We start from the raw sequence: 20,364 nt of genomic DNA, 5'->3' as shown, positions 1-20,364 counted from the left end.
CCGCCCCCAAAGGTGCCCGCCGTGGACCGCGAAAATGCCTGCCGACATGAAAATCATGCAAACACCAACAGCCTCACACCGGCCTAAAAAAGCCCCTGTTCAGCAACGGCACCGCCAGACAACCCGTTCGACACCAACCACCCTAGGGTGTCCCAGAGCACGGTGAGCAGCTTCGCGTACAAACAACAACGCAACCAACCGGGCCGGCCCTTTTCGTTGGGCCTGCCCGACGCTGGGCGTTCCAGCAGCCAACGGAGAAACTCAACGTTGGCATCCTGAAGCATACTTGCCCGAGTCCTTGGAGGACTCGGGCAAGTATGCTTCAGGATGCCGCTTCAGGCAGTCAGCTGCCGTCAACTGCTTCGTCAATCAACAGCCACGTTGCCGGATCTGGTGAGAGTATCTTGCCCGCCCAGGTCAGCGTTTCTTGGGCGTGGCACGGCCAGCCAAAATGGCGCCAGCGATCATCAATACCGCCGCAGTGGGGTAGCCGATAAGCAGGTCCTGGATCCCGGGCGGACCGCCGGTCATGACAACGTGGGCTATCCAGTGTGAAAGCCCGACCATCAAGCCAAGGGCCATGATTACCTGTCCAAGCCTGACCAAGAGTCGATGATGGCGGTAGTTCTTCGCAGCATCATCGCCGGTGACGGGATTCTTCATGTGGGTCTCCGAAAAACGTAGTAGGTTGCCTAGCCGTTTGTTCCGCCGGAGCAGGGGGCCCCGGGCTCCGGTGTTTGTGGCCCCATGGCGTAGGCCTTGATGAAGACGGGCAGCCTCGTGTCACCCGCGTCGGTGACATCCAGTTGCGTCCCCCAGGCAGTTGCCGTGATGGCGGCCGTTTGCTTTGGGTTGGGGCTGAGAAGGACATACGGGATTCCCTTGGTGAGCGCAGTCAGTGTGGCCACCTCTGCCGGGGAGAGGTCCTGTTTGTAGCTGATCCAGACAGCTCCGTGTTCAAGGGAATGCACGGCCCGTTGCTCGTCTACTGGATCTGTGTAAATTCCGCAATTGGTCCAGGTCGCGGAATGGTCTCCGCCGACGCCAGGTTGCTGTGGGTAGTTCACCGAGGTTTGGACATGGTTTCGAGTGAGATTTGGGAAGGTTTTGACTCCCGCAATGGGGTTTCTGGCCGCCTCGGCAGTCTGGTTGCGTGCCTGAATGGATCCGGTGATGACTAGCGCAACGATGGTGACTACGGCGACGGCCAGCAGGCCAAGGCCGCCGTAGATGAAAAGGTTCCTGCGGTGCTGTTTCACCCTGTGTGCAGCAAAAACAGCTTCGATCTTTGCCTGGCGTTCGGCCTGACGCTCTGCTGGGTTGCTCATTTGAGGTTCCTTTCCGTTGACTCGATGGGGCTATTGGACGCTGGCGCGCTCGATGAGGGTTCCACGGTGGAGCGTTTTTTGCGCTGCAGGGTCAGGAATGCAACCACACCAGCGAGCAGCAGCAGACCGGAGACCCAAGTGTTGACCCGCAGGCCCAGAATGGTGTTCGCGTAGTCTGAGCGCAGGAGCTCGAATACGAACCGTCCGGAGGTGTACAAGACGACATAGAGGGCAAAGACCGAACCGGCACCTAAACGAAACTTCTTGTCAAGGAACAGCAGCAATCCTGCGGCAGCAAGGCACCAGAGGGATTCATAGAGGAACGTAGGCTGGAAATAACCCAAAACGACGGGAGTACCGGAGCTGTCAACGTGAGCTAGGCCCGTGCTGAAATCCATCTGATGGATCTGCAGTTTCCACGGCACCGTAGTCGGCTCCCCATAGAGTTCGTTGTTAAACCAATTTCCCCAACGACCGAGGCCCTGGGCGATCAGCAACCCGGGCGCTGCAGCGTCGATGAGTGCGGTAAAGGAGACTTGGTGGCGTCGGCACCCAATGTAGGCGCCGAGCAGGCCCAGGGCGATGGCGCCCCAGATTCCCATTCCTCCATCCCAGATCTTGAGGGCATCCCATGGGTTCTTTCCTGGTAGAAAGTACAGCTCAGGGCTGGTAATGACGTGGTAAAGGCGCCCACCCGCAATACCGAACGGTACAGCCCACGTCGTGATGTCGAAGATTACTCCGGGTTGACCGCCGCGGGCAGTCAACCGTCTTCCGGTAAGCCATACTGCGACAACGATTCCGGCGAGGATGCACAGCGCATAGAAGCGGACGGTCAAGGGGCCCAGTTGGAAGGCGCTCACTGTGGGCGAGGGGATGTACAAGGATGCCAGCGCAGTCAAGTTCATAGTGGTCCTTCCCTATTTGATGTAGGAGAAGACGCCCATCATGCCGCGTTCGGCATGGAAGGCGTTGTGGCAGTGGAAGAGCCACTGGCCCGGATTGTCGGCATCGAAGTAGACGGTGACGGTCTCCTTCGGACGGACGATAACGGTGTCCTTGCGTGCCCCGTCGGTCCCGACCTGGAAGGTGTGTCCATGAATGTGCATGGGGTGCCACATTGCGGTGTCGTTGGTGAATTTCACCTCCACCCGTTCCCCCTCCTTGAGATCGAAGGCGTTATCGTATGGTTTGGCCATGTCGAAACGCTGGTCGTTGATGCCCCAGTCGTAGGCGGCCATGCCGCCGGTCAGCCGCAATTCGTGGGTGCGGTCTGCTGTCTTGGCTGGGAAGGCTACCGAAGGATCCGCGGTGAGTTGGCCGCCGTCGACCACCTTGCCCGTCAACTCGGTCGGGAGGGCATCTTTTCCGGGCGCTGTGCCTGTTCCCGTGCTGACAAGTCCGTAGGCCATCTGTGCTTTTCCTTCAGCCAGGGCGAGGACGGGTGTGATGCCCTCCTTGACCGTGAGAATGGCATCGATTCGTTCTCCCATTCCCAGGACGACGGCGTCAACGTCGGTGTGCTGAACGGGGAACCCGTCGGTGTGCGTCAGGGTGAGTTGCTGGTTGGGTACGCCAAGCCGGTATGCGGTGTCGCCGGCGGCGTTGATGATGCGCAGCCGGATTCGCTCACCGGGCTCGGCCTTGATCGTCTCCGGGTTGCCGGGTTCCCGTCCGTTGAAGAGATGGATCGGGTAGGCAATGTCGCCGGCGTCGCCGCCCAGGAAGTCGCTGGTGGCCCCCATCAGCATGTGGCCCATCACCATCCCGCCGCTACCACTGCCGTGGTCCATGCCTCCCATGCTGGGCATGCCCTTGGACACCTCCGCCAGAACCTCTTCCGGGGTGCCCGTGACTCCATCGAACCAGTCGTCCAGAACAATGACCCAATCCTTGTCATACTGCAAGGATTCCTGCGGGTCTTCGATGATCAAGGCACCGTAAAGGGCGCGCTCGCGCTGCATTTCCACATGTGAGTGATACCAGTACGTACCGGGGTGCGAGAGCGCGAACTTGTAGGAGTAGTCCTTGCCGACGCCGATCGCCTCTTGGGTGAGGCCAGGAACCCCGTCGTCGTTGTTGCGCAAGGCAAGACCGTGCCAGTGGATGCTGGTGGTTTCGGTGAGTCCGTTGCTGACTGTGGCGTCTAGCAGGTCGCCGACCTTGGCACGAATGGTAGGTGCGACCAGTGCTCCGTTGTACCCCCACGTCGTGACGGGCTTGCCGGCCAGCATTGTCGTGAAGGGAGCCGGGGCAAGTTGCTGAGTCACCGACGTCCCGGCAGCTGGGCGCTTGGACTCGTACTCTGCGACGACAGGGTCGCCGGGCATAATGCGGGTTACTTGGGCGGGGGTGCGAGTGGCCGGTGTGCAGGCGGCCAGTCCTGCTGCCGCGGCGGCTGCAACGGACAGACCGAGAAAGGACCGTCGATTCAGGGGAAGTGTCATGGTTGTTTCCTTTGAAAGTGTTGTGGTTAGACCGGGGTGAGGAAGGTGCCGGAGAGGTTCTGCAGCTGGTAGATCCACTGCATCCAGAGTCCGCTGACCATCATCAGGCCCAGAAGAATCAGCATGGATGCTCCTGCGATGTTGACGATGCGAATGTGCCGGCGGACGAGGCCCAAGACCTTGGTTACCCAGCCCAATCCGAGGGCGACGAACAGGAAGGGGATGCCCAGACCCAGACAATAGACGAACGCCAGCAGCGCACCTCTCCAGGCGCTTCCGGAGGTGACGCTGAGTGCCAGGACCGCGCTGAGTGTGGGACCCATACAGGGTGTCCAACCCAGTCCAAAAACAATGCCCAGCAGCGGAGCCCCGCCAAGCCCCGTCCTGCGTTTCAATGACAGCTTGCGGCTTTGCTGCAGCCAGGAAAATTTCCCCAACAGCACCAGACCCATGACAATCACGACGACGCCCATGACACGCATGAGCGGGTCCTGCCAACGGACGAGCCAGGACCCGATCATCCCGAAAGCAGCCCCATACAGGGTGAACACGGCACCAAATCCCAGTACAAACAATCCGACCCCGGCCAGGACGCGACGCCGGTTCTTGGGTTGGTTGGGGTCCGTCAGGCCCGAGACATACCCGAGATAGCCGGGTACGAGCGGTAAAATACAGGGGGACATGAACGAGACGATGCCGGCAATCAAAGCCAAGGGTATGGCGATGAGCAAGGCCCCCGAGGTCACCGAGGTAGCGAAAAACTCTCCAATGCCCATGGGACTAGGAAAGTGCAGGGCGGAAGGTGACGCCCCCGTCGGTGGAGACCTGCACACCGGTCGTGGTTGCCGCCCAAATATTTAGCTCGCCCGTGTCGCGTTCAACGGCGGTAACGGCCTCGACCTGGCCTTCGATCTTTCCCGCTGGCGCCCATGTCGTCCCTGCATTGAGGGATACATGGACTGTCCCGTTTGGCTCTACCCCGATAGCAGTTGTGGGCGCCTTGTCTGTTGACGTTGCGATGGCAGCAAATTGGATGATTGGGCTTTGCGGCACAGCTTGCCAGGTTGTCCCGCTATCGGTGGAGCGCTGGAGTCCCTTCTCTGTCGTTGCCAACACGACTGTTGAGGCCGGGCTGCCAGCGAGCACCGCTGGAACAAATGTTTCCATTGAGGTGGTCCAGGTTTTTCCGTCGGTGCTGGTGCGCAGCTGGCCGTCGAAGGCCACTATGGAATTGCCGCTGACGGTGAGTGCGTGGAAGTCGGACTCACCAGTTCTGGAGACCGGCTCCCAGGTATTCCCTGCGTCCGTGGACTGTATGAGTCCGACAGGGTTCGGCAGAGAGGACCCGGGGCCGGGGTGACCAGAGGCGAAGAAAACGTCAGGTTCAGAGGTGGTCGTGAAACCCATCAGGTCGATGGTGGAGTCACTGACTTTGACCGCCTGATCCGCGGTGGCGTCGAATAAGCCATCGTGGGTTGCCAGCAGAATCCTTGAGGATGCAGGGTCCACGCTGATGCCGTGCACGTGGTTCAGGGCCGCGGCTTTTGGGCTGGGTTCAACAGTTGGGGACCCGGCGTTACTGCATCCCGCCAGAACTAACGGGAAGACGAACAATGACACGACGGCGAATCGGCGGGAACGGAAAAAGGAGGTGCGGGGTTGCAAAGAGACTCCAAAGAAGAAGGGAATTGAGGAGGGTGGTGGATCCGAAACTTTTCAGATCCACCACCGAAATAAAGGACTGTGTCGGGTCCTACAAGGTGGCGAGCAGGTCTTTCATGGCCTTAATCTCGGTCTCCTGGGAGGAAACAATGGTTTTGGCCAGTGCCACCGCGTTGGCGTTCTGGCCGTCGGTGGCCTCTGTTTGAGCCGTCTCCACGGCGCCTTCATGATGGGCGATCATCTGTATGAGGAACAGCTTGCTTGCCTCGGTGCCCTCGGCAGCCTTGAGCTTGTCCAGGTCGGCTGAGGTCATCATGCCATTCATGGAGTGGCTGCCCGCCATGGTGGTCGGTTCGGACCACCCTGTCAGCCAGGTGGTCATCTTCGTGATCTCAGGGTCCTGGGCAGTCTTGATGTCTTCGGCCAGTGCCGTGATCTTGGCGTCGAGGTCCTTTTTGGCGAGCATGATGTCGCTCATTTCCACGGCCTGGACGTGGTGGGGGATCATCATTTGGGCGAACATTGTGTCAGCGGCGTTGTTGTCTTTACTGCTGGCAGAAGGTTGCGCCGATGTGGCCGAGGTGCCGTGGTCCATGCCGGGCATGGATCCGTTGTCCGTCCCCGTGGAACAACCGGCCAGTGCGATCATGCCGGCAACAACCGAGGTGGAAACAATCAATAGTTTTTTCATGACAATAAAGTCCTTCACTCAAGCTCTTCGATATTTAGCAGTCGCACCTTTCGAGGGCACGTCAACGAGGACCCGCGAAAAATACACGGGTCGATTCATTGGTTTACGTTCTGCTGATCGAGAGTTTCGCAAGCGATGGTGGATCGGGGATACGGTCCGCGGACTTGTGCCCCGGAACAAGATCGAACGCTGCCCCCGGAGCATGAGTGTTGAGGGTTCCCGGCAGGGGAATATTTAGCGCCGGAGAGTTGACATTTGGGATGCAGGTTTCATGCATTGCCATGACGTCGGTGCACTCAGCAGGCGAGCAATCGGCTTCGTGGAGGAATCCTTGCATCTCAAGTGTGGCCGTGTCGACAGGCGGGGCACACTCCGACGCCGTCGGGGAAGATGCGTGGGTGGCCTGAATGGCCATGCCGTCAACCGCCATGGCCGTATGGCCAGAGCCGCCGCCCACGATTGAGGCTGTCGAGGCGCCGTTGATCCCGTGCATGCCGACAATGCCGCCGACAACGGCGATCACGACGAAGAGCAACCCGCCCCAGCGCAGAAAGGACCCCACAGCAGACAGATCAAAAGTCATGCGCATGGAGAGGTCCTTCCTGTTTGTTGGATTTGTTGCATGGGTCGTTGTCTAGTCTAGGCGGGCAATCTGGGCGAATCCTGCGAATGGGATTTAGTGCACGTCGGCGGGGGATGAGCATGGGGTCGACGGTGGCCAGCATGCTGGCCACCAGGGGAGCAATCCGGGCGCTGCCGGCAGGGAATGTCCGGATTTGTCATCGGGATATTGGCTCCTTCCGTCAGCGGCGGGCCGCGGCTCTTAGCTGATACCCGAGTAGGAGTGCAGGCCCGAGAAGTAGACATTCACTACTACGAAGTTGAATATAACGCAGAGATAACCAGTGATTGAGAGCCAGGCAGCCCGGGTACCGTCCCAGCCGCGCGTGGCGCGGGCGTGGAGGTATCCGGCGTAGACCACCCAGATCACGAAGGTCCAGACTTCCTTGGTGTCCCAGCCCCAGTACCGTCCCCAAGCGGCCTCGGCCCAGATGGCGCCGGCCATGAGTGTGAAGGTCCAAAGGATGAAACCTATCGCATTCATCCTGTATGCGAGTTGCTCCAGACTTGCGGCATCGGGGACTAGACGCAGCAAACCACCTAGGCGAAGTTTTCCGTCCTTTTCCTGCCGGGACTTGGCCAGCTGCAGCACGGACAGTGCAAATGTGATGGTGAAGATCGCTGCGGCCAGTACGGCGACGGAGACATGGATGATCAGCCAGTAGCTTTGCAGAGCGGGGATGAGTTGGGCCACAGGGGTGGGGAAAGCGATGGCACCGGCCATGAGCATGACCAAGACCAGCCCGGTAATAAAGGTACCGAGGAATCGCAGATCCCGCACCACGAGCGCGCCAAGGAACACCGCCATGACCAGCAGCGCACCGGTCGTGGTGAATTCATACATGTTGCCCCAAGGCATACGGCCCGCCGCTATACCCCGGCTGATGACGCCGGCGGCATGGACTACCAAGCCAACGACACCCAGTGCCACACCGATCCGTGCCGCGGTGCGTCGCAGCGGCCTATAGCCCATGGTGTCCTTAGCGGTTCCTCCGGTACTACTGTTCCCCTGGGGCAAAGTACGGTGGGACCACTGGACGGAGCCATCGCCATCGGCTCCAGCTGTAGCCGGTACCAGCTCGCGTGCCGGTTCAAGGGCCTGTGCTGGCATCTTTCGGGACCGGACGAGGTCCAGTGCGAACGCCAGAAAGGCAACGGTATACGTCAGGGCTGCCAGCAGCATGAACAGTTCGCTGTACTGGCCCAATGTCTCGTTGACCGTGGTCATGATTTTTCCTGCCTGCTCTCGGTGGTTGTACGTTTCCAGTGCTTGGTTAGTGCGGACCCGATCCTTACAGCTTCTTTGGACAGCCCATGGTCTTCGCCTCGGGCCAGGAGGCCATATTCGACCATGGTGCGTCCGTCGTCGTGTTTGCCGACGCGGATCCAGACCCGGCGCCTGGGAATGATAAGGGTAAAGATGAGCCCGAGCAGGGCGAGAGTGGTGAAGACCAATGCCCCGATTTTGCCCGGATCGAAGACGACGTCGAGCGCGACGTAGCGCTTCAACCCGTCGAAGGTGATCGAGCCCTTCCCCTCGGGCAGGTCGTAGGTTTGATACGCCCCGAGCACGATGCCTCCGTCCGGCATGTCCCGTCCGTTGAGCTGGGTCAGCCCAGACGTATCAAGCTGGTAGACAGAAACCGGGTTGCCATCATCAAGCCCCAGATCGCCATAGTACGAGTTCAAGTTCAGCTGTGGGTTCATCGGGTCCGGGTCCGAGCCGAAGGCCACCCCGTCCTCATCCACCATGGCCGTGGGCAGGAAGAAGCCGACGAATCCGAGCTGGAACGGGCGGGCATCGGGAGCTTTAATGACGATGGTTGAGTTATACGTTGCGTCGGTGGGCAGGGAAGCGACAGGGCCCTGAAGCGCAATATTGCCGTCGCCGTCGCGGACAGTGACCACCGGGGCGTAGCCGTTGCCGATGAGGTACACGTTGGTTCCGCCGAAGCTGATTGGTTCATTGACTCGCAGGACCTCCTGCCGTGGTTCGTCGGTGGGTGTGTTCTGGACGGTCATGTCAGCGCGGAAGTCGATGGGGCTGCCGTAGTTGGTGAGGCTGCGGTCGAAGCGCACCTCGAAATTGTCCAGCGTTATCGAGAACGGGGACAGGCTGTCGGGATTGAAGTTGGTGCCGGGGAAGAAGGCGTCGTATCCGAGTTCGGCGTTGGTGAATCCTTCTTCCTCAATGACAAGTTTTTGTGCTCGATATCCGAACATCCCGCCTATCGCGACGGCGATGAGCACACCGATCAGGGCGGTATGGAAAACGAGGTTACCGGCTTCCTTGAGGTAGCCTCGTTCGGCCGCCACCGAGGGATGGTCAGTGTCACCTGCATGTAGTCGCGTCCGATATCCGTGGCGGCGCAGTATCTGGGCAGCATCATCAACGGCCTGCTCCACGGTGAGACTGCTTTCTGCAGCGACAGTCATCGTGCCGTATTCAGGTAGCCGGGATAGGCTCCGCGGCGTGCGCGGCGGTGCCGAGCGCAGGGCTTTCCAGTGCAGTCTTGCGCGGGGGATGACGCAACCGACCAATGAGATGAACAGCAACAAATAGATCGCCGAGAACCAGACGGAGGAATAAACATCGAAAAGCTGGAGCCGGTCCAGCCAGGGCCCGGTGGCCGGATTGTCCAGAATATATTGGGTGACGACGGCGGGATTGGCCGGACGCTGCGGGAACAGGGAGCCCGGTACCGAGGCAACAGCCAGCATTAGCAGCAGTTGCAGCGCGGTCTTCATGCTGGTCAGCTGCCGCCAGGCCCAGCGCAGCATCCCAAGGGGGCCGAGTTTCGGTAGGACGACCTTATCGCGGGCAGGCATTTGGGTCTTTGCTTCCGTGTCAGTCATGAATTATCCGGTGTCTGGCCGTCAAGAGCATCGGTGATGATGGCCTTGAGAGTGCTTTTTTCGGCAATGCCGAGGATCCGGGCGGCAACCCGGCCCTGCTTATCCAGTACCAGAGTGGTGGGGACGGCCTGGGGCGGGACATACTCGGTGAGTGAGAGGAGGACCTTGCCGTCACGGTCCTGGATGCTGGGGTATTTAATGCCGAAGGTCCGTCCGAAAGCGTCCGAAGTGGGCGCTTCATCGCGGGTGTTAATGCCATAGAACTGCACGTCCTGCGGTCCGAAATCGGCATGCAGGGCCGCCAGATCCGGGGCCTCAGCCCTGCAAGGTGCGCAGGCGGCATACCAGACGTTGAGGACGGTCACCTTCCCGGCCCAGTCGGTGTCGGTCACCGTAGTGCCATCGAACAGCTTTCCTGTGAGCTTCACAGTTCCACCACGGGCTGCGGATGCATATTCTGTGACGGAGCCGTCGCCGGCCACGTAGTTGGAGGTTCCGGCGTTGACCGCTTCGGCCAGCGGATCCGTGCCCGTACATCCGTACAGTAGTAGCGATGCCAAAACAGCGACAGCGGCGGCGGCTCGCCGGCGGCGGAATGGGAGTAATTTCATGACTGCTTCTTTCTGAAGTCCGAGGAAGACTCGGCGGTACAAGCTACATGGGGTGAGGATTGTGCCTTCCAGCACAGGAAGGAGGCTGCAAGGGTTCCGACGAGGTTAAGTAGACGGCGGCCGATGAGGTTGAATGTCCTGATTCGACGGCGGATGAAGGAAAAGTGGCGGGCACGGAGTTCAGGCCTGTGGCGACCCTGAAGAACCGCATGCCCAGGCCCAGCCCTGGCAGTGGACGCCGCGCCACAGCATGCCCCGCAAGGGTCGCGCTGATGTTGGCACCCATCGCCAGCGCGGAACTCAGGGACGGTCTCCTACCGTGGGTCAAGCGCAAACCGAACACCCCACCGAGCCACGGGGCGCTGGGTGTGACAGTCGTGGCGAAAAGATTTCCAAAGCTTATTGGGTTAGGAGGCGGCCGGACGTGAGTGGGGACTCTACCGTTGGTTGAGCCCTGGGCGCCGCTGGTGGTGACTGACCGAATCTCTCGTCTGCTGCCACCACCATCACATGCAGTGACGGCTTTGGTCCGGTCATTGAGTTGCTCAGTCTCAGCATCGTTTAGGCCGGCGTAGGTCGAAACAAGGACGCGGCAGTTTGGGGCGGCACCGCTGGCGGGGTTCGAGTTCTTTGCCATGGACATGGCAAAAGTGCTGAACTGGACCAGCGCGGATTTCCGACTGGGCTGCCGGCTATGTCCGGTGTCGGTGGGGCGCAGAATCCCGTCTTGGCTAGTGGCCGGAACTATGGAGTTGGCAGCACAGCCTGCGGGTATCCCTGGGGACAATGGTTCAGTCGAGTTCTCCCAGGTAGTTCCGCAGCGACTGGCAAATAGCTGGCCACATCCGGTGGGCTCCTGCGATGTCTTGCCGGAGTGGGTTGAATTGAAGCGTCCGGCTCGATTTGGCCAGGACGCCCCCACTCCGGCGAGTCGATAGGTGTAGCAAAACTCGGGGCCAGCTGTCTCATCGCACTCCGTATGGCAGAAAACTCCACTGACTTTGACAGCCGTCTCTTTAGCGGTGTCGTAGAGCCTTGGTTGAGTCTCAAGCAGGACTTTCGCCGTGACTGGGCCAATAGAAAACCCATGCACATGTGCGAAGACGTTTATTCCTGGTGCTGGATCGGCTGTGGGGGCTGTGGCAGCACAGCCGACCCAAGTGTCCCATGTCGCCAAGGCAGTGGTTGAAAGGGCCAAGAATTTCTTCAAGGTAAGAGTCCTTCACTAAATCTGAGTCTTGATAGCTAATCGGCACGCCGCTCGTGGGGGTGCGTCGATGGCCTGCATGCCAACTGGCGGCATGCAGGGGCATCGATTCTATGTTTGGCTGATCGAGAGCTGAGTTAGTGAAGGACGGTCTGGAACGCGTTCCGACGACTGGTCCCCAGAACCTACGGTGAAGGCCGTTCCGGCTGAGTGAGTGCTGAGAGTTCCCGGCAGCGGAACATTTAGCTCCGGAGAGCTGAGAGTTGGTATGCAGCCGCCGTGTATTGCCATGGCAAAGGTGCACGCAGCAAGCAAGCAATTTGCTTCGGGAAGGAAACCTTGCAACTCAAGTGCGGCCGTGCCGACAGGCGGGGCACAGTCCAATGCCGTCGGGGATGATGCGGGGGTGGGCTGAACGGCCATGCCTTCGACCGTGATGGCAGTGTAGCCGGAGCCCCCGGCCACTATTGAGGCTGCCGGGGCACCGTTGATCCCATGCATGCCGACGATACCGCCGACAATGGCGATCACAACGAAGATCAACCCGCACCAGCGCAGAACGGACCCCGCCGCTGGCAGGCTGTAACACATGTGCATCGGGAGGTCCTTTCTGTCCATGGGTTCTCGTGCCCGGGTCGATGTGTAGCGTAGTGGAGCAATCTGGGTGCATCCTGAGAGGGAGAATTATCAGACGTCGGCTGGGTTGAGCTTGAGGCGGCGGAGCAGTTGGGCGTTGAGTGCCACCACGATGGTGGACAGCGACATCAGCACAGCCCCGGCTGCGGGGGAGAGGATGATGCCGGCGAAGGCCAGGACCCCGGCGGCCAGGGGGACGGAGATGATGTTGTAGCCGGTGGCCCAGATCAGGTTTTGCCACATTTTTCGGTAGCTGGCGTGGGAGAGGTCCGCCATGGACAGCACGGCCCGGGGGTCGTTGCCGGCGAGAACCACTCCGGCGGATTCCATGGCGACGTCGGTTCCGGCGCCGATGGCGATGCCAACCTCGGCCCGGGCTAGGGCGGGGGCGTCGTTGACGCCGTCGCCGACCATGGCCACCTTTAGCCCGCGGGACTGCAGCTCCATGACCTTCTGGTCTTTGTCCTGGGGCAGGACTTCAGCGAAGACTTCATCGATGTGCAGCTCGGCAGCTACGGCGTTGGCGACTTGGTTGGCGTCGCCGGTGATCATGGCGACCTTGATGCCGCGGTTGTGCAGGGCCTGGATGGCTTGGCGGGACTCTTCGCGGACTTCATCTTCCAAGGCGACGGCGCCAATGACGTCTCCGTCTCTGATTACGTGCAGAATGGATGCACCACGTTCCTTCCAGGACGCTGTCGTGTCCGTGATGCCGGCGGGCTCTGATACTCCGAGTTCTGCGAGGAGGGCCGGTCCGCCCACTGCGGAACGAATCCCGTTGACGGTGGCCTGGACGCCGCGTCCGGTCAGGGACTGGAAGTCCGACGCGGTCACAGCCGGATGGCCGGTTTGTTGGGTGGCGGCGATGATCGCCCTGGCGACGGGGTGTTCGCTGTCCGATTCAACAGCGGCCGCAAGGGCCAGCAGCTCCTCATTTGTGACGCCGTCGACAGCAACAACGCCGGTGACGGTGGGCTCGCCCTTGGTGAGGGTGCCGGTCTTGTCGAAGAGGACGACGTCGATGGTCCGCATCCGCTCAAGCGCCATGCGGTTCTTGATCAACACGCCGGCCCTGGCTGCACGTTCGGTGGAGATGGCGATGACCAGGGGGATGGCCAGACCCAGTGCGTGGGGGCAGGCAATGACCAGCACGGTCACGGTGCGGGTCACAGCATCCGGAACGCTGCCCAACAGTGACCAGACAATGAACGTGATGACGCCGGCACCGGCGGCAAATTAGAACAGGAACGCTGCAGCGCGGTCTGCCAGGGCCTGGGCTCGGGAGGTGGATGATTGTGCTTCCGCCACGAGCCGCTGAATTCCTGCCAGGGCGGTGTCGTCGCCGACAGCTGTGACTTTGACCCGCAAGGAGTTGTCGGTGGCGACGGTCCCGGCCACCACCGGGTCCCCGACCGTGCGGGGGACTGTTTTGGATTCCCCGGTGATCATGGATTCATCGATCTCGGCGGAGCCTTCGGTGATGGTGCCATCCGCCGGCATCCGGGCTCCCGAGCGGACCAGGACCACGTCATTGGGTGTCAGCTCGGTGACGCTGATGCTTTCGGTGCCGCCGTCGATGACACGTTCCGCTTCATCGGGGAGCAAGGCGGCCAGTGCGTCGAGGGCACCGCGTGCCGATCCGAGGGCCCGCATTTCAATCCAGTGCCCAGCAGCATGATGGCAACCAACAGGGCCAGCTCCCACCAGAAATCAAGATCGAAGCCGCCGATACCCAAACTGGTTACCCAAGAGGCGATGAACGCCACGGTGATGGCCATGGAGATCAGCAGCATCATCCCTGGCTGCCGCGCCTTGATTTCCTGCCATCCGCCCTTGAGGAAGGGCTGTCCGCCATAGAAGAAAATGAAGGACCCCAGTAGAGGCGCAATCCAGGTTGAACCCACAAACTGCGGCGGCGTGTATCCGAGCAGGTGCCCAACCATCGGGCTGAAGAACACTACCGGGATCGAGAGGATCAGGGTCAGCCAGAACCTGTTCTTGAACATGGTGGTGCTGTGCCCGGCATGCTGACCTGCAGTATGAACAGCATGGTCGTCATGATCCATGCCTCCGTGTCCCATGGCCGAATGATCCATGGTGGCTGCCTGCGGATGCGTCATCGTGGGTGTTCGTGATTGTGCTTGATCTCGTGCGCTTCCATGATTCTCCCTGATGGATTGGAACGGTGAATGTCAACCAACTTCAGACGACCGTGTAGCCTGCAGTGACAACGGCCGCGCGGACCATTTCCGGTGTTGCTGTACCGGCCACTGTCAACGTTGAAATGGACCCAGCTACCAGGGTGACAGTCACCGAATCTGCGCCGGATACGGCGCGGACGGACTCCTCCACGGACTGGACGCAATGCCCACAGGTCAACCCCTCCAGCTCATAAACCGACCCCGTTGTATCGGCTGGCTCGGCGGATATTGCCGGGGTGGAGCAGCACGCACAGGAACTCTCCTGGATGGGCGTCAGGTTGAGGTCTTCACGGTTATTGGTTCCGCACATATCGGGTGAGTCCTTAGATAAGAGGATGAATTGTGCGTTGTGGGTTGAACGGCAGTGGCGGCCGGAAAGATCAACGGCGGCGACAAACTACTTCACTGACAACACCCCAAACATACCCCCTAGGGGTATTTCGGTCAAGGTTTGACAGCTGTGATTCAGGTTTCATTGTCAGGGGGAGTTTATCGTTGGCGGAGAAGGACTGGTCTGGGAGTGCTGGGAAAGTCCACGCATTTGGAGGTCGCTCAGGCCGATTCCCTGATCGTTGAGACAGGTTGAACGTTTCCCCACGGCCGGCCCGATGGAACGCAGGCAAGTGCAGGCTGGACCTTTGGCGGCCGGCGTGGACAGCCATACGAAGCGTTGCATCTTGTTGTAGGTGCCAAAGTCGAGGACTGCGCCGTCGAGTTTGGGCGCCAGCTCGTGGCTGACACTGATCGTGATCCCTTTGCGGTTCATCCGGTTCCACTCGTCGACGGAATCACGGTCGGGCCATCCCGGGTCACGGAGCGTGCAGCGGAGGGGTTTCTTGGGTTCCGTCCGTGAAAAGTAGAGGCCCTGCTTGCGGCAGCCCCCATTTCCCTGATAGCAGTGCAGCAGCCCGCCGAACACCTCGATCATCTCCACCGCATTCCCGGTCATGGTGAAGCTGCCATGACCGAGATTTTACGCCAACAGGAATTGCTCGGCCGTCGAGTCCGTCATCAGCCAAGCCTTCTCATCGATGCGCCTCGTGCGTGGGCAATCCAGCGTCGGTCTTGATTTCTTCCACAGGGGCCGTGATGGCCTTGATCACCACGTCGTCGAGTTTCGGGAGTGCGTGACCGAGCCGATGCTCGGCATGCCAGATGGTCTCTTCAACCGCTGACAGGGTGTTATCGGCAACGATGACGGTTGCCGCGCCTTGCAGCCGGTGCCCGACCCAGCGTAATTGCAGCCGCGCCACAGAGAGAATGCCAGGCGTGCCTTCAAGAGCCGTTTGCGCGCTGGATACTAGGTCAGGGTCGATGCCGTCCATGAGCCGGCGGCCAATGCTCCTGACCGTCCCCCAGAGCAGGGCAATGATCGCCACGGAAATCAGCAGGCCGATGATCGGGTCGGCCAACGGGAAGCCGAGCATGACGCCTATGGCACCGAAGACCACGGCAAGGGAGGTGAATCCGTCGGTGCGGGCGTGCACGCCGTCTGAGACGAGAGCGGCGGAACCGATCTTTTGGCCGACCCGGATGCGATACACCGCGACGATCTCATTGCCGGCGAAGCCGATTACGCCTGCCGCGAGCACCCACCACAGGTTTTCGAGCGGTTGCGGGTTGAATAGCCGTTCGATGGACTGCCATGCGGCCAGAACGGCGGACAGGGCAATGACCGCGACGATGAACAGGCCGGCCAGGTCCTCGGCCCGCCCATATCCGTAGGTATAGCGCTTCGTGGCCACTCGGCGGCCCAGGATAAAAGCAATCCACAGCGGGACGGCCGTCAAGGCATCGGAGAAGTTGTGAATGGTGTCTGCCAGCAACGCGACGGAACCACTGATCGCCACCACGATGACCTGCAGCACCGTCGTGGCCAGCAGGATGACCATGCTTATCTTCAGTGCCCGGACGCCTTCCTTGCTCGCCTCCAATGCATCGTCGATTGAATCGGAGGAATCGTGGGTGTGTGGCACGAACAATTCAAACAACCAGCCCTTGAAGCCCGAGTGGTGCTTGTGGGAGTGTCCGTCATGGTCATGGTCATGGGGTTCGTGGGGATGGCTGTGATTCTCATGGTCACCATGGGGATGGGGGTCCGACTGGTTAGTGAGTTTCATGCCGTGCCTGTTCCACTTGGTGGTGTGCAGGTACCCCGCCGAGGGCATGTTCAGCCTGGTAGATCGCGTCTACCACCAGTTGCCGTGCGTGTTCATTCTCCAGCCGGTACATGACCTTCGTGCCGTCCTGACGGGTCGACACCATACGGGCCAAGCGCATTTTGGCCAGGTGCTGTGAAACTGCCGCCGGTGATTTGCCTACCGAATCCGCCAGTGCGCCGACAGCCATTTCACCCTCACGCAGGGCCAGGATGATTCGCACTCGGGTGGCATCGGCCAGCATGGAAAAGACCTCCACCGCCAGTTCCACGTACTGGCTGTCGGCATCCAATGAACAACTCTGCTTATCTGCATTCATACGCAGATAATAGCATTAAGGAACCTTTCTCCTCTTGTTCATTTTCGGGCTGCCAACGTTCCGTGAGCGCCCGCTGGAGAATATGTGCCGGAATTCCGCGGCGATGTAACTCTCGCCTGTGACTCACGAAGCCGTTGGGATGCGGACAACCGCTGGCTTCCTTGCCCATTGCATAGCCAGCGAGGCACCGAGATAAAGGTTCGCATCTGGTCAGAAAAAGTAGCGACGAAGACAAGGGGGATCAGTCCGGCCGAAAAAGGTCAACGGAATCGCGGAGGATTTTGACGAAATGGGGGAGCAAACGGGAAGTTACCCCAACTGGTCCTGACCTGCGTGGCGCAACCGCAAGTCAGGAGCTCTTTTGTGCCCCGGGCGGGACTCGACCGGCCGCCAAGAGCGCCGCAGTTTTTTGGTCTAGTTGAAACTGCTATGCCATCCCCATCCCGCCAATTTCGGGTCCTCGGGTATGGGGTGGCTGATATGCGGTTTGTCTGTCCGCGGCCCAGTCGGAAAGGATGCCTTCGCGGACGAGGTGGTCGGTGAGCTGGGCCAGTCGGTATTCTGGGTCAGCTTCTAGAGCGCGCTGAAAGCACTCATGGGCTTTGCTCCCGTGGCCTTCCCACCATTGGATGACACCCAGGCTGGTCAGCACAGGTGCGGAGTCTGTGCCGTCCGTGCGCATATAGAGCTGGAACAGCACTTCGGAGGCGCGCTCGACGCGCTTCCAGTGGGGACTTTGTTTGGTTTGACCCAGGAGCAGGTCACGCATGCTGTCATCGATGCCGGGGATGTCGGCGAGGAGCCGGTCCCGGACGCTGATGAACTTGAGGTTCGCAATCAGCTCGGCGGCCTCGTCATCGGTAGGTTCGCCACCGCCGTCGAGCATTGTGTTCCAAAGGATCCTGGCGCGGGTGATGGCAGCCTGTGGATTCATTGCTTCGATGCGGAAGCAGTGCCGCATGATTTCGGTGCTGAGCGCCGGGCGGGCAAGCACTGGGATACGGAACCCGGGGGAGGCCTCGATGCTGGACCCGCGAAAGACCAATTCTGCATTGAGCTCGCTGGACAGCACCCCGTCCAGTGGGTAGTTGGTGCTGCCGGCGGTGCCGATGCGGAGGTAGTTTGTGAAGGTGGTTTCTCCAATCAGCCAGCCGTCACGGACGATCACTCCTTGTTGGCTGAGCCTGCCCGTCAGTTCCTCCATTACGTCCTCGTGTGGGCGCGATTCGTTGGGGGGCCAAGTCTCGTTGGTGAACATGCCGAAGACGACGCCGGTGGCCTGGCGGTCCGTGCCGACATGATGCACTACTTGGTCAATGAAATGTTTGGTATCGGTGTGGGGGCCCGGAAGGTTGACCCTGAGCGTGGCGCCGATGCGCTTGTCATCCAGGATGACGCAGACCAAGCTTTCGGTGGGCCAGAATCCCAGACTGTGGCCCATGAGGGCAATGAAGTCGTCCGGGGTTTTGATGCTGAGCTTTTCCATGATGCCTCCGCGTACAGGTGCCGCCGGCAGATGCCAGTTACCCACCTTCATGGTTCGCGGGGGTGAAAACTCCATGACCGTGTTGTTGCCGCAGGCTTAGTGTCCTTGGAGGAGTTGCTCTGCTTGGTTGACGAGTATGCGGTCGCGGGGGAGCAATTTCATGCCGCGCAGCTGACAGTCGCGGATCTCGATGACGCGGCGGTGAAGGTGGGCAGTGGTGTGGCCGGCGATTGGGTCAAGGAGTGGTGTCCAGCGGTTTCGGAGGAGGTATTTTCGTTCGGTACTGCTTCGGCGCCAGACCGGAGTCAAGAGCGCCATGAGCCAGCGGGATCGGAGGCTGCGTTGCAGAGTTTGTGTGGATTCGCGGAAGCGGGGCAAAATCAGGCCGACACTGACCAAGAGCACGGCCAAACTTTCGAGGATCGTAAAGGACCAGTTGAGTCCACCAATGAAGGGGCTGGTATGGGCGGGCGATTCTTCGATGAGCCCCAGCGCTAGTCGGTTACCCAGTGCCAAGGCCATCAGGATACATCCGACCGCGAAGCAAATGACTCCGGATTTGAAGGATTTACCTACCATTTTGGGCAGAAACCTCAGGCAGTTTAGCGCGATGTCGGCGCAGACCCAGATGATGAATGCCGATCCTACCCAGAGGAACAATTGCATGCCTGGCTGGTTGCCGTAGGCGATCGGCAAGTTCTGGTTGGTTACTTCCACATGGCTTGTTGAGAATCCGATAACGACGCATGCGCTGGCCACAGCGGAACCTAACCGTCCGCGCATGAGGTGGTGGCGCCGTCGTTCTTTATCGGTGAAGACTGCAAGGATCATGGCGGTGTGGAATTGCCAAAAACCGGCAATGATCGTCAGGACCAGTAGGAGCCCGACCCGGTTGTGTCCGCCGAGGAGGGGATCAATTGCCATGTAGACGGCAGGGATGAATAGGGTGCAGGCAAGGGCGGCGAAGAATGTCGCGCGCAGGATTGAGACTCGTTCTTTATCCGAGGCTGTCGGGATCCTGACGATCGTGAGCAGCCACAACATCGCGGCTGGTACGTAGTCCATTACCCAAAGACCTTGTTGAACCCTGGCTGATCATCCGGCGGCTCGGGGATTCTGGGGTGGATGCGTGCGGTGAGGAGGTCTGCCAAGTATTCTGCCGTGGCTTCGGCGGCGTCGTCGAAGCTGGTCCGGCCGAGAACTTTTAGCGGGGTTTCTGGGAATCCAGGAAGCTGCGCGAGTTCCAAGGACGTGGCGGTGAGCTGGTGATTCAGAATCATGTGAGCGAATTCGTGCAGGATGATCTGCTGCCGTTGCCAAGTGGAACGTGGAGGGGCATGCACGACGACGTCGAGACGCTCGTAGGAAACGTACATTCCGCAGAGGTCCTCCCCGTTTAGTGCGGGCAGTTCAACGATGGTGATAGGCCGCCCATTTTTGGCCTCGAGCCATGTCTGGATGCTGTGAAGGTCGGGGTGTGCGTCGAGATATAGCTGACGGTTGGCTTCCCGGGCTTCGTGGCGGATCTTCCTGTCGCTCACGATGTGGCCCTTGCCTTGCCGCGCGCTTGCTCCATGGTCAGATTGTAAGCCGCGGTGAGGTAGCTCTTTTGGTGTTGCTGGCGGACTTTCATGTCTGGAACCCATCAGCTTGGTTCAGTGGTTGCGGTGATTCGCCGTGTAATTCATGCTAAGTCTGTCTGCTGCGCCTGACCATAGCTGGGTCTGACATTGCTGACTTTTTCTAGGCGGTCTTCCTTGCCATGTAGTCCTTGAGGCCCTGCTCGCCACGTCGCATCAGGGCAGCGTGGGCAAAAGTGAATGCCGGACTTGCTATCGGGCTGAGGAATGTCATCCAGCGGCTCGTGGGCCGCACGCGCCATTCAATGTTCATTTGGGTTTGACCGTTGTCGGTTGTTGAGAGGACGACGCGTCCTTCGCCTTCCAGATCGCCGCCGGCATCGAAAAGGATCTCATTGGGGCTGTCGACCAAGGTTGGGTGGTAGGAGACGGACAGCGTGTACCCGAGCGAAGCCTTAAACTTCATGGGGTTCCCCGCAAGTTGTGGACACGTGTTCTGCATCATGCGGCTTGCGTGAGTGCTTCTTCCTTCATTGCGTCCGACGCTGTTTGAGTGCGTA

At 60.2% G+C, this 20,364-nt stretch carries 20 protein-coding genes and 1 pseudogene; all 21 read right to left on the bottom strand.

The window, feature by feature from the left end:
- Positions 1 to 417: 417 nt before the first annotated feature.
- Positions 418 to 663: a hypothetical protein gene (locus AB0O97_RS19385; protein WP_104112125.1), complete on the bottom strand. Its 246-nt coding sequence runs from the start codon at positions 661 to 663 to the stop codon at positions 418 to 420.
- A 29-nt stretch (positions 664 to 692) separates the two neighbouring features.
- Positions 693 to 1,328, bottom strand: coding sequence for a DUF3105 domain-containing protein (locus AB0O97_RS19380; protein WP_104112126.1), 636 nt, complete (start codon positions 1,326 to 1,328; stop codon positions 693 to 695).
- A complete protein-coding gene (gene lgt, locus AB0O97_RS19375) occupies positions 1,325 to 2,236 on the bottom strand; it encodes a prolipoprotein diacylglyceryl transferase (RefSeq protein ID WP_363884861.1) in 912 nt (303 codons plus the stop codon). The genes AB0O97_RS19380 and lgt overlap by 4 nt, the downstream gene beginning before the upstream one ends.
- 12 nt (positions 2,237 to 2,248) lie before the next feature.
- Positions 2,249 to 3,775, bottom strand: a complete 1,527-nt coding sequence (locus tag AB0O97_RS19370) for a multicopper oxidase family protein (RefSeq protein ID WP_363884859.1) — start codon at positions 3,773 to 3,775, stop codon at positions 2,249 to 2,251.
- Between the two features lie 26 nt (positions 3,776 to 3,801).
- On the bottom strand, positions 3,802 to 4,551 hold the full coding sequence (locus tag AB0O97_RS19365; protein ID WP_363884857.1) for a cytochrome c biogenesis protein CcdA: 750 nt from the start codon (positions 4,549 to 4,551) through the stop codon (positions 3,802 to 3,804).
- A 4-nt stretch (positions 4,552 to 4,555) separates the two neighbouring features.
- Positions 4,556 to 5,440: a F510_1955 family glycosylhydrolase gene (locus AB0O97_RS19360; protein ID WP_363884856.1), complete on the bottom strand. Its 885-nt coding sequence runs from the start codon at positions 5,438 to 5,440 to the stop codon at positions 4,556 to 4,558.
- Between the two features lie 88 nt (positions 5,441 to 5,528).
- Positions 5,529 to 6,128, bottom strand: coding sequence for a DUF305 domain-containing protein (locus AB0O97_RS19355; protein ID WP_363884854.1), 600 nt, complete (start codon positions 6,126 to 6,128; stop codon positions 5,529 to 5,531).
- A 103-nt stretch (positions 6,129 to 6,231) separates the two neighbouring features.
- Positions 6,232 to 6,711 carry a DUF6153 family protein gene (locus AB0O97_RS19350; protein ID WP_363884852.1) on the bottom strand — a complete coding sequence of 160 codons (480 nt, stop codon included), beginning with the start codon at positions 6,709 to 6,711 and terminating at the stop codon, positions 6,232 to 6,234.
- A gap of 240 nt (positions 6,712 to 6,951) precedes the next feature.
- Positions 6,952 to 7,977, bottom strand: coding sequence for a c-type cytochrome biogenesis protein CcsB (ccsB, locus tag AB0O97_RS19345; RefSeq protein WP_363884850.1), 1,026 nt, complete (start codon positions 7,975 to 7,977; stop codon positions 6,952 to 6,954).
- Positions 7,974 to 9,578 (bottom strand): cytochrome c biogenesis protein ResB, encoded by a 1,605-nt coding sequence (locus AB0O97_RS19340; RefSeq protein WP_363884848.1) that lies wholly within the window; start codon positions 9,576 to 9,578, stop codon positions 7,974 to 7,976. Before AB0O97_RS19340 ends, ccsB begins: the two co-directional genes overlap by 4 nt.
- 23 nt (positions 9,579 to 9,601) lie before the next feature.
- A complete protein-coding gene (locus tag AB0O97_RS19335; RefSeq protein ID WP_363884846.1) occupies positions 9,602 to 10,216 on the bottom strand; it encodes a TlpA disulfide reductase family protein in 615 nt (204 codons plus the stop codon).
- Between the two features lie 1,318 nt (positions 10,217 to 11,534).
- Entirely contained in the window at positions 11,535 to 12,020 is a 486-nt protein-coding gene (locus AB0O97_RS19330; RefSeq protein ID WP_104112135.1) for a hypothetical protein, read from the bottom strand.
- Between the two features lie 90 nt (positions 12,021 to 12,110).
- Positions 12,111 to 14,155 (bottom strand): annotated as a pseudogene (locus AB0O97_RS19325) (copper-translocating P-type ATPase).
- A 106-nt stretch (positions 14,156 to 14,261) separates the two neighbouring features.
- Positions 14,262 to 14,570 carry a heavy-metal-associated domain-containing protein gene (locus AB0O97_RS19320; protein WP_363884844.1) on the bottom strand — a complete coding sequence of 103 codons (309 nt, stop codon included), beginning with the start codon at positions 14,568 to 14,570 and terminating at the stop codon, positions 14,262 to 14,264.
- Positions 14,571 to 14,738: 168 nt separating this feature from the next.
- A complete protein-coding gene (locus tag AB0O97_RS19315) occupies positions 14,739 to 15,209 on the bottom strand; it encodes a peptidase (RefSeq protein WP_363884843.1) in 471 nt (156 codons plus the stop codon).
- Between the two features lie 76 nt (positions 15,210 to 15,285).
- Positions 15,286 to 16,380 carry a cation diffusion facilitator family transporter gene (locus AB0O97_RS19310; protein ID WP_363884841.1) on the bottom strand — a complete coding sequence of 365 codons (1,095 nt, stop codon included), beginning with the start codon at positions 16,378 to 16,380 and terminating at the stop codon, positions 15,286 to 15,288.
- Positions 16,367 to 16,738 carry a metalloregulator ArsR/SmtB family transcription factor gene (locus AB0O97_RS19305; RefSeq protein ID WP_363884840.1) on the bottom strand — a complete coding sequence of 124 codons (372 nt, stop codon included), beginning with the start codon at positions 16,736 to 16,738 and terminating at the stop codon, positions 16,367 to 16,369. Before AB0O97_RS19305 ends, AB0O97_RS19310 begins: the two co-directional genes overlap by 14 nt.
- A 427-nt stretch (positions 16,739 to 17,165) precedes the next feature.
- Entirely contained in the window at positions 17,166 to 18,299 is a 1,134-nt protein-coding gene (locus AB0O97_RS19300; protein ID WP_363884838.1) for a DUF4192 domain-containing protein, read from the bottom strand.
- A gap of 21 nt (positions 18,300 to 18,320) precedes the next feature.
- Positions 18,321 to 19,289: a hypothetical protein gene (locus AB0O97_RS19295; protein WP_363884837.1), complete on the bottom strand. Its 969-nt coding sequence runs from the start codon at positions 19,287 to 19,289 to the stop codon at positions 18,321 to 18,323.
- Positions 19,289 to 19,765, bottom strand: a complete 477-nt coding sequence (locus AB0O97_RS19290) for a hypothetical protein (protein WP_363884836.1) — start codon at positions 19,763 to 19,765, stop codon at positions 19,289 to 19,291. The genes AB0O97_RS19295 and AB0O97_RS19290 overlap by 1 nt, the downstream gene beginning before the upstream one ends.
- Before the next feature lie 202 nt (positions 19,766 to 19,967).
- The gene (locus tag AB0O97_RS19285) at positions 19,968 to 20,270 is read right to left on the bottom strand and encodes a hypothetical protein (protein ID WP_363884834.1); all 303 of its coding nucleotides are present in this window, start codon (positions 20,268 to 20,270) and stop codon (positions 19,968 to 19,970) included.
- Positions 20,271 to 20,364: the final 94 nt, after the last annotated feature.

Origin of the sequence: Specibacter sp. NPDC078692, from assembly GCF_040686835.1 — a bacterium.
Classification (GTDB): domain Bacteria; phylum Actinomycetota; class Actinomycetes; order Actinomycetales; family Micrococcaceae; genus Specibacter.
Note: the sequence above shows the minus strand (reverse complement) of the source record. Positions and strands in the feature narration are given on the sequence as shown.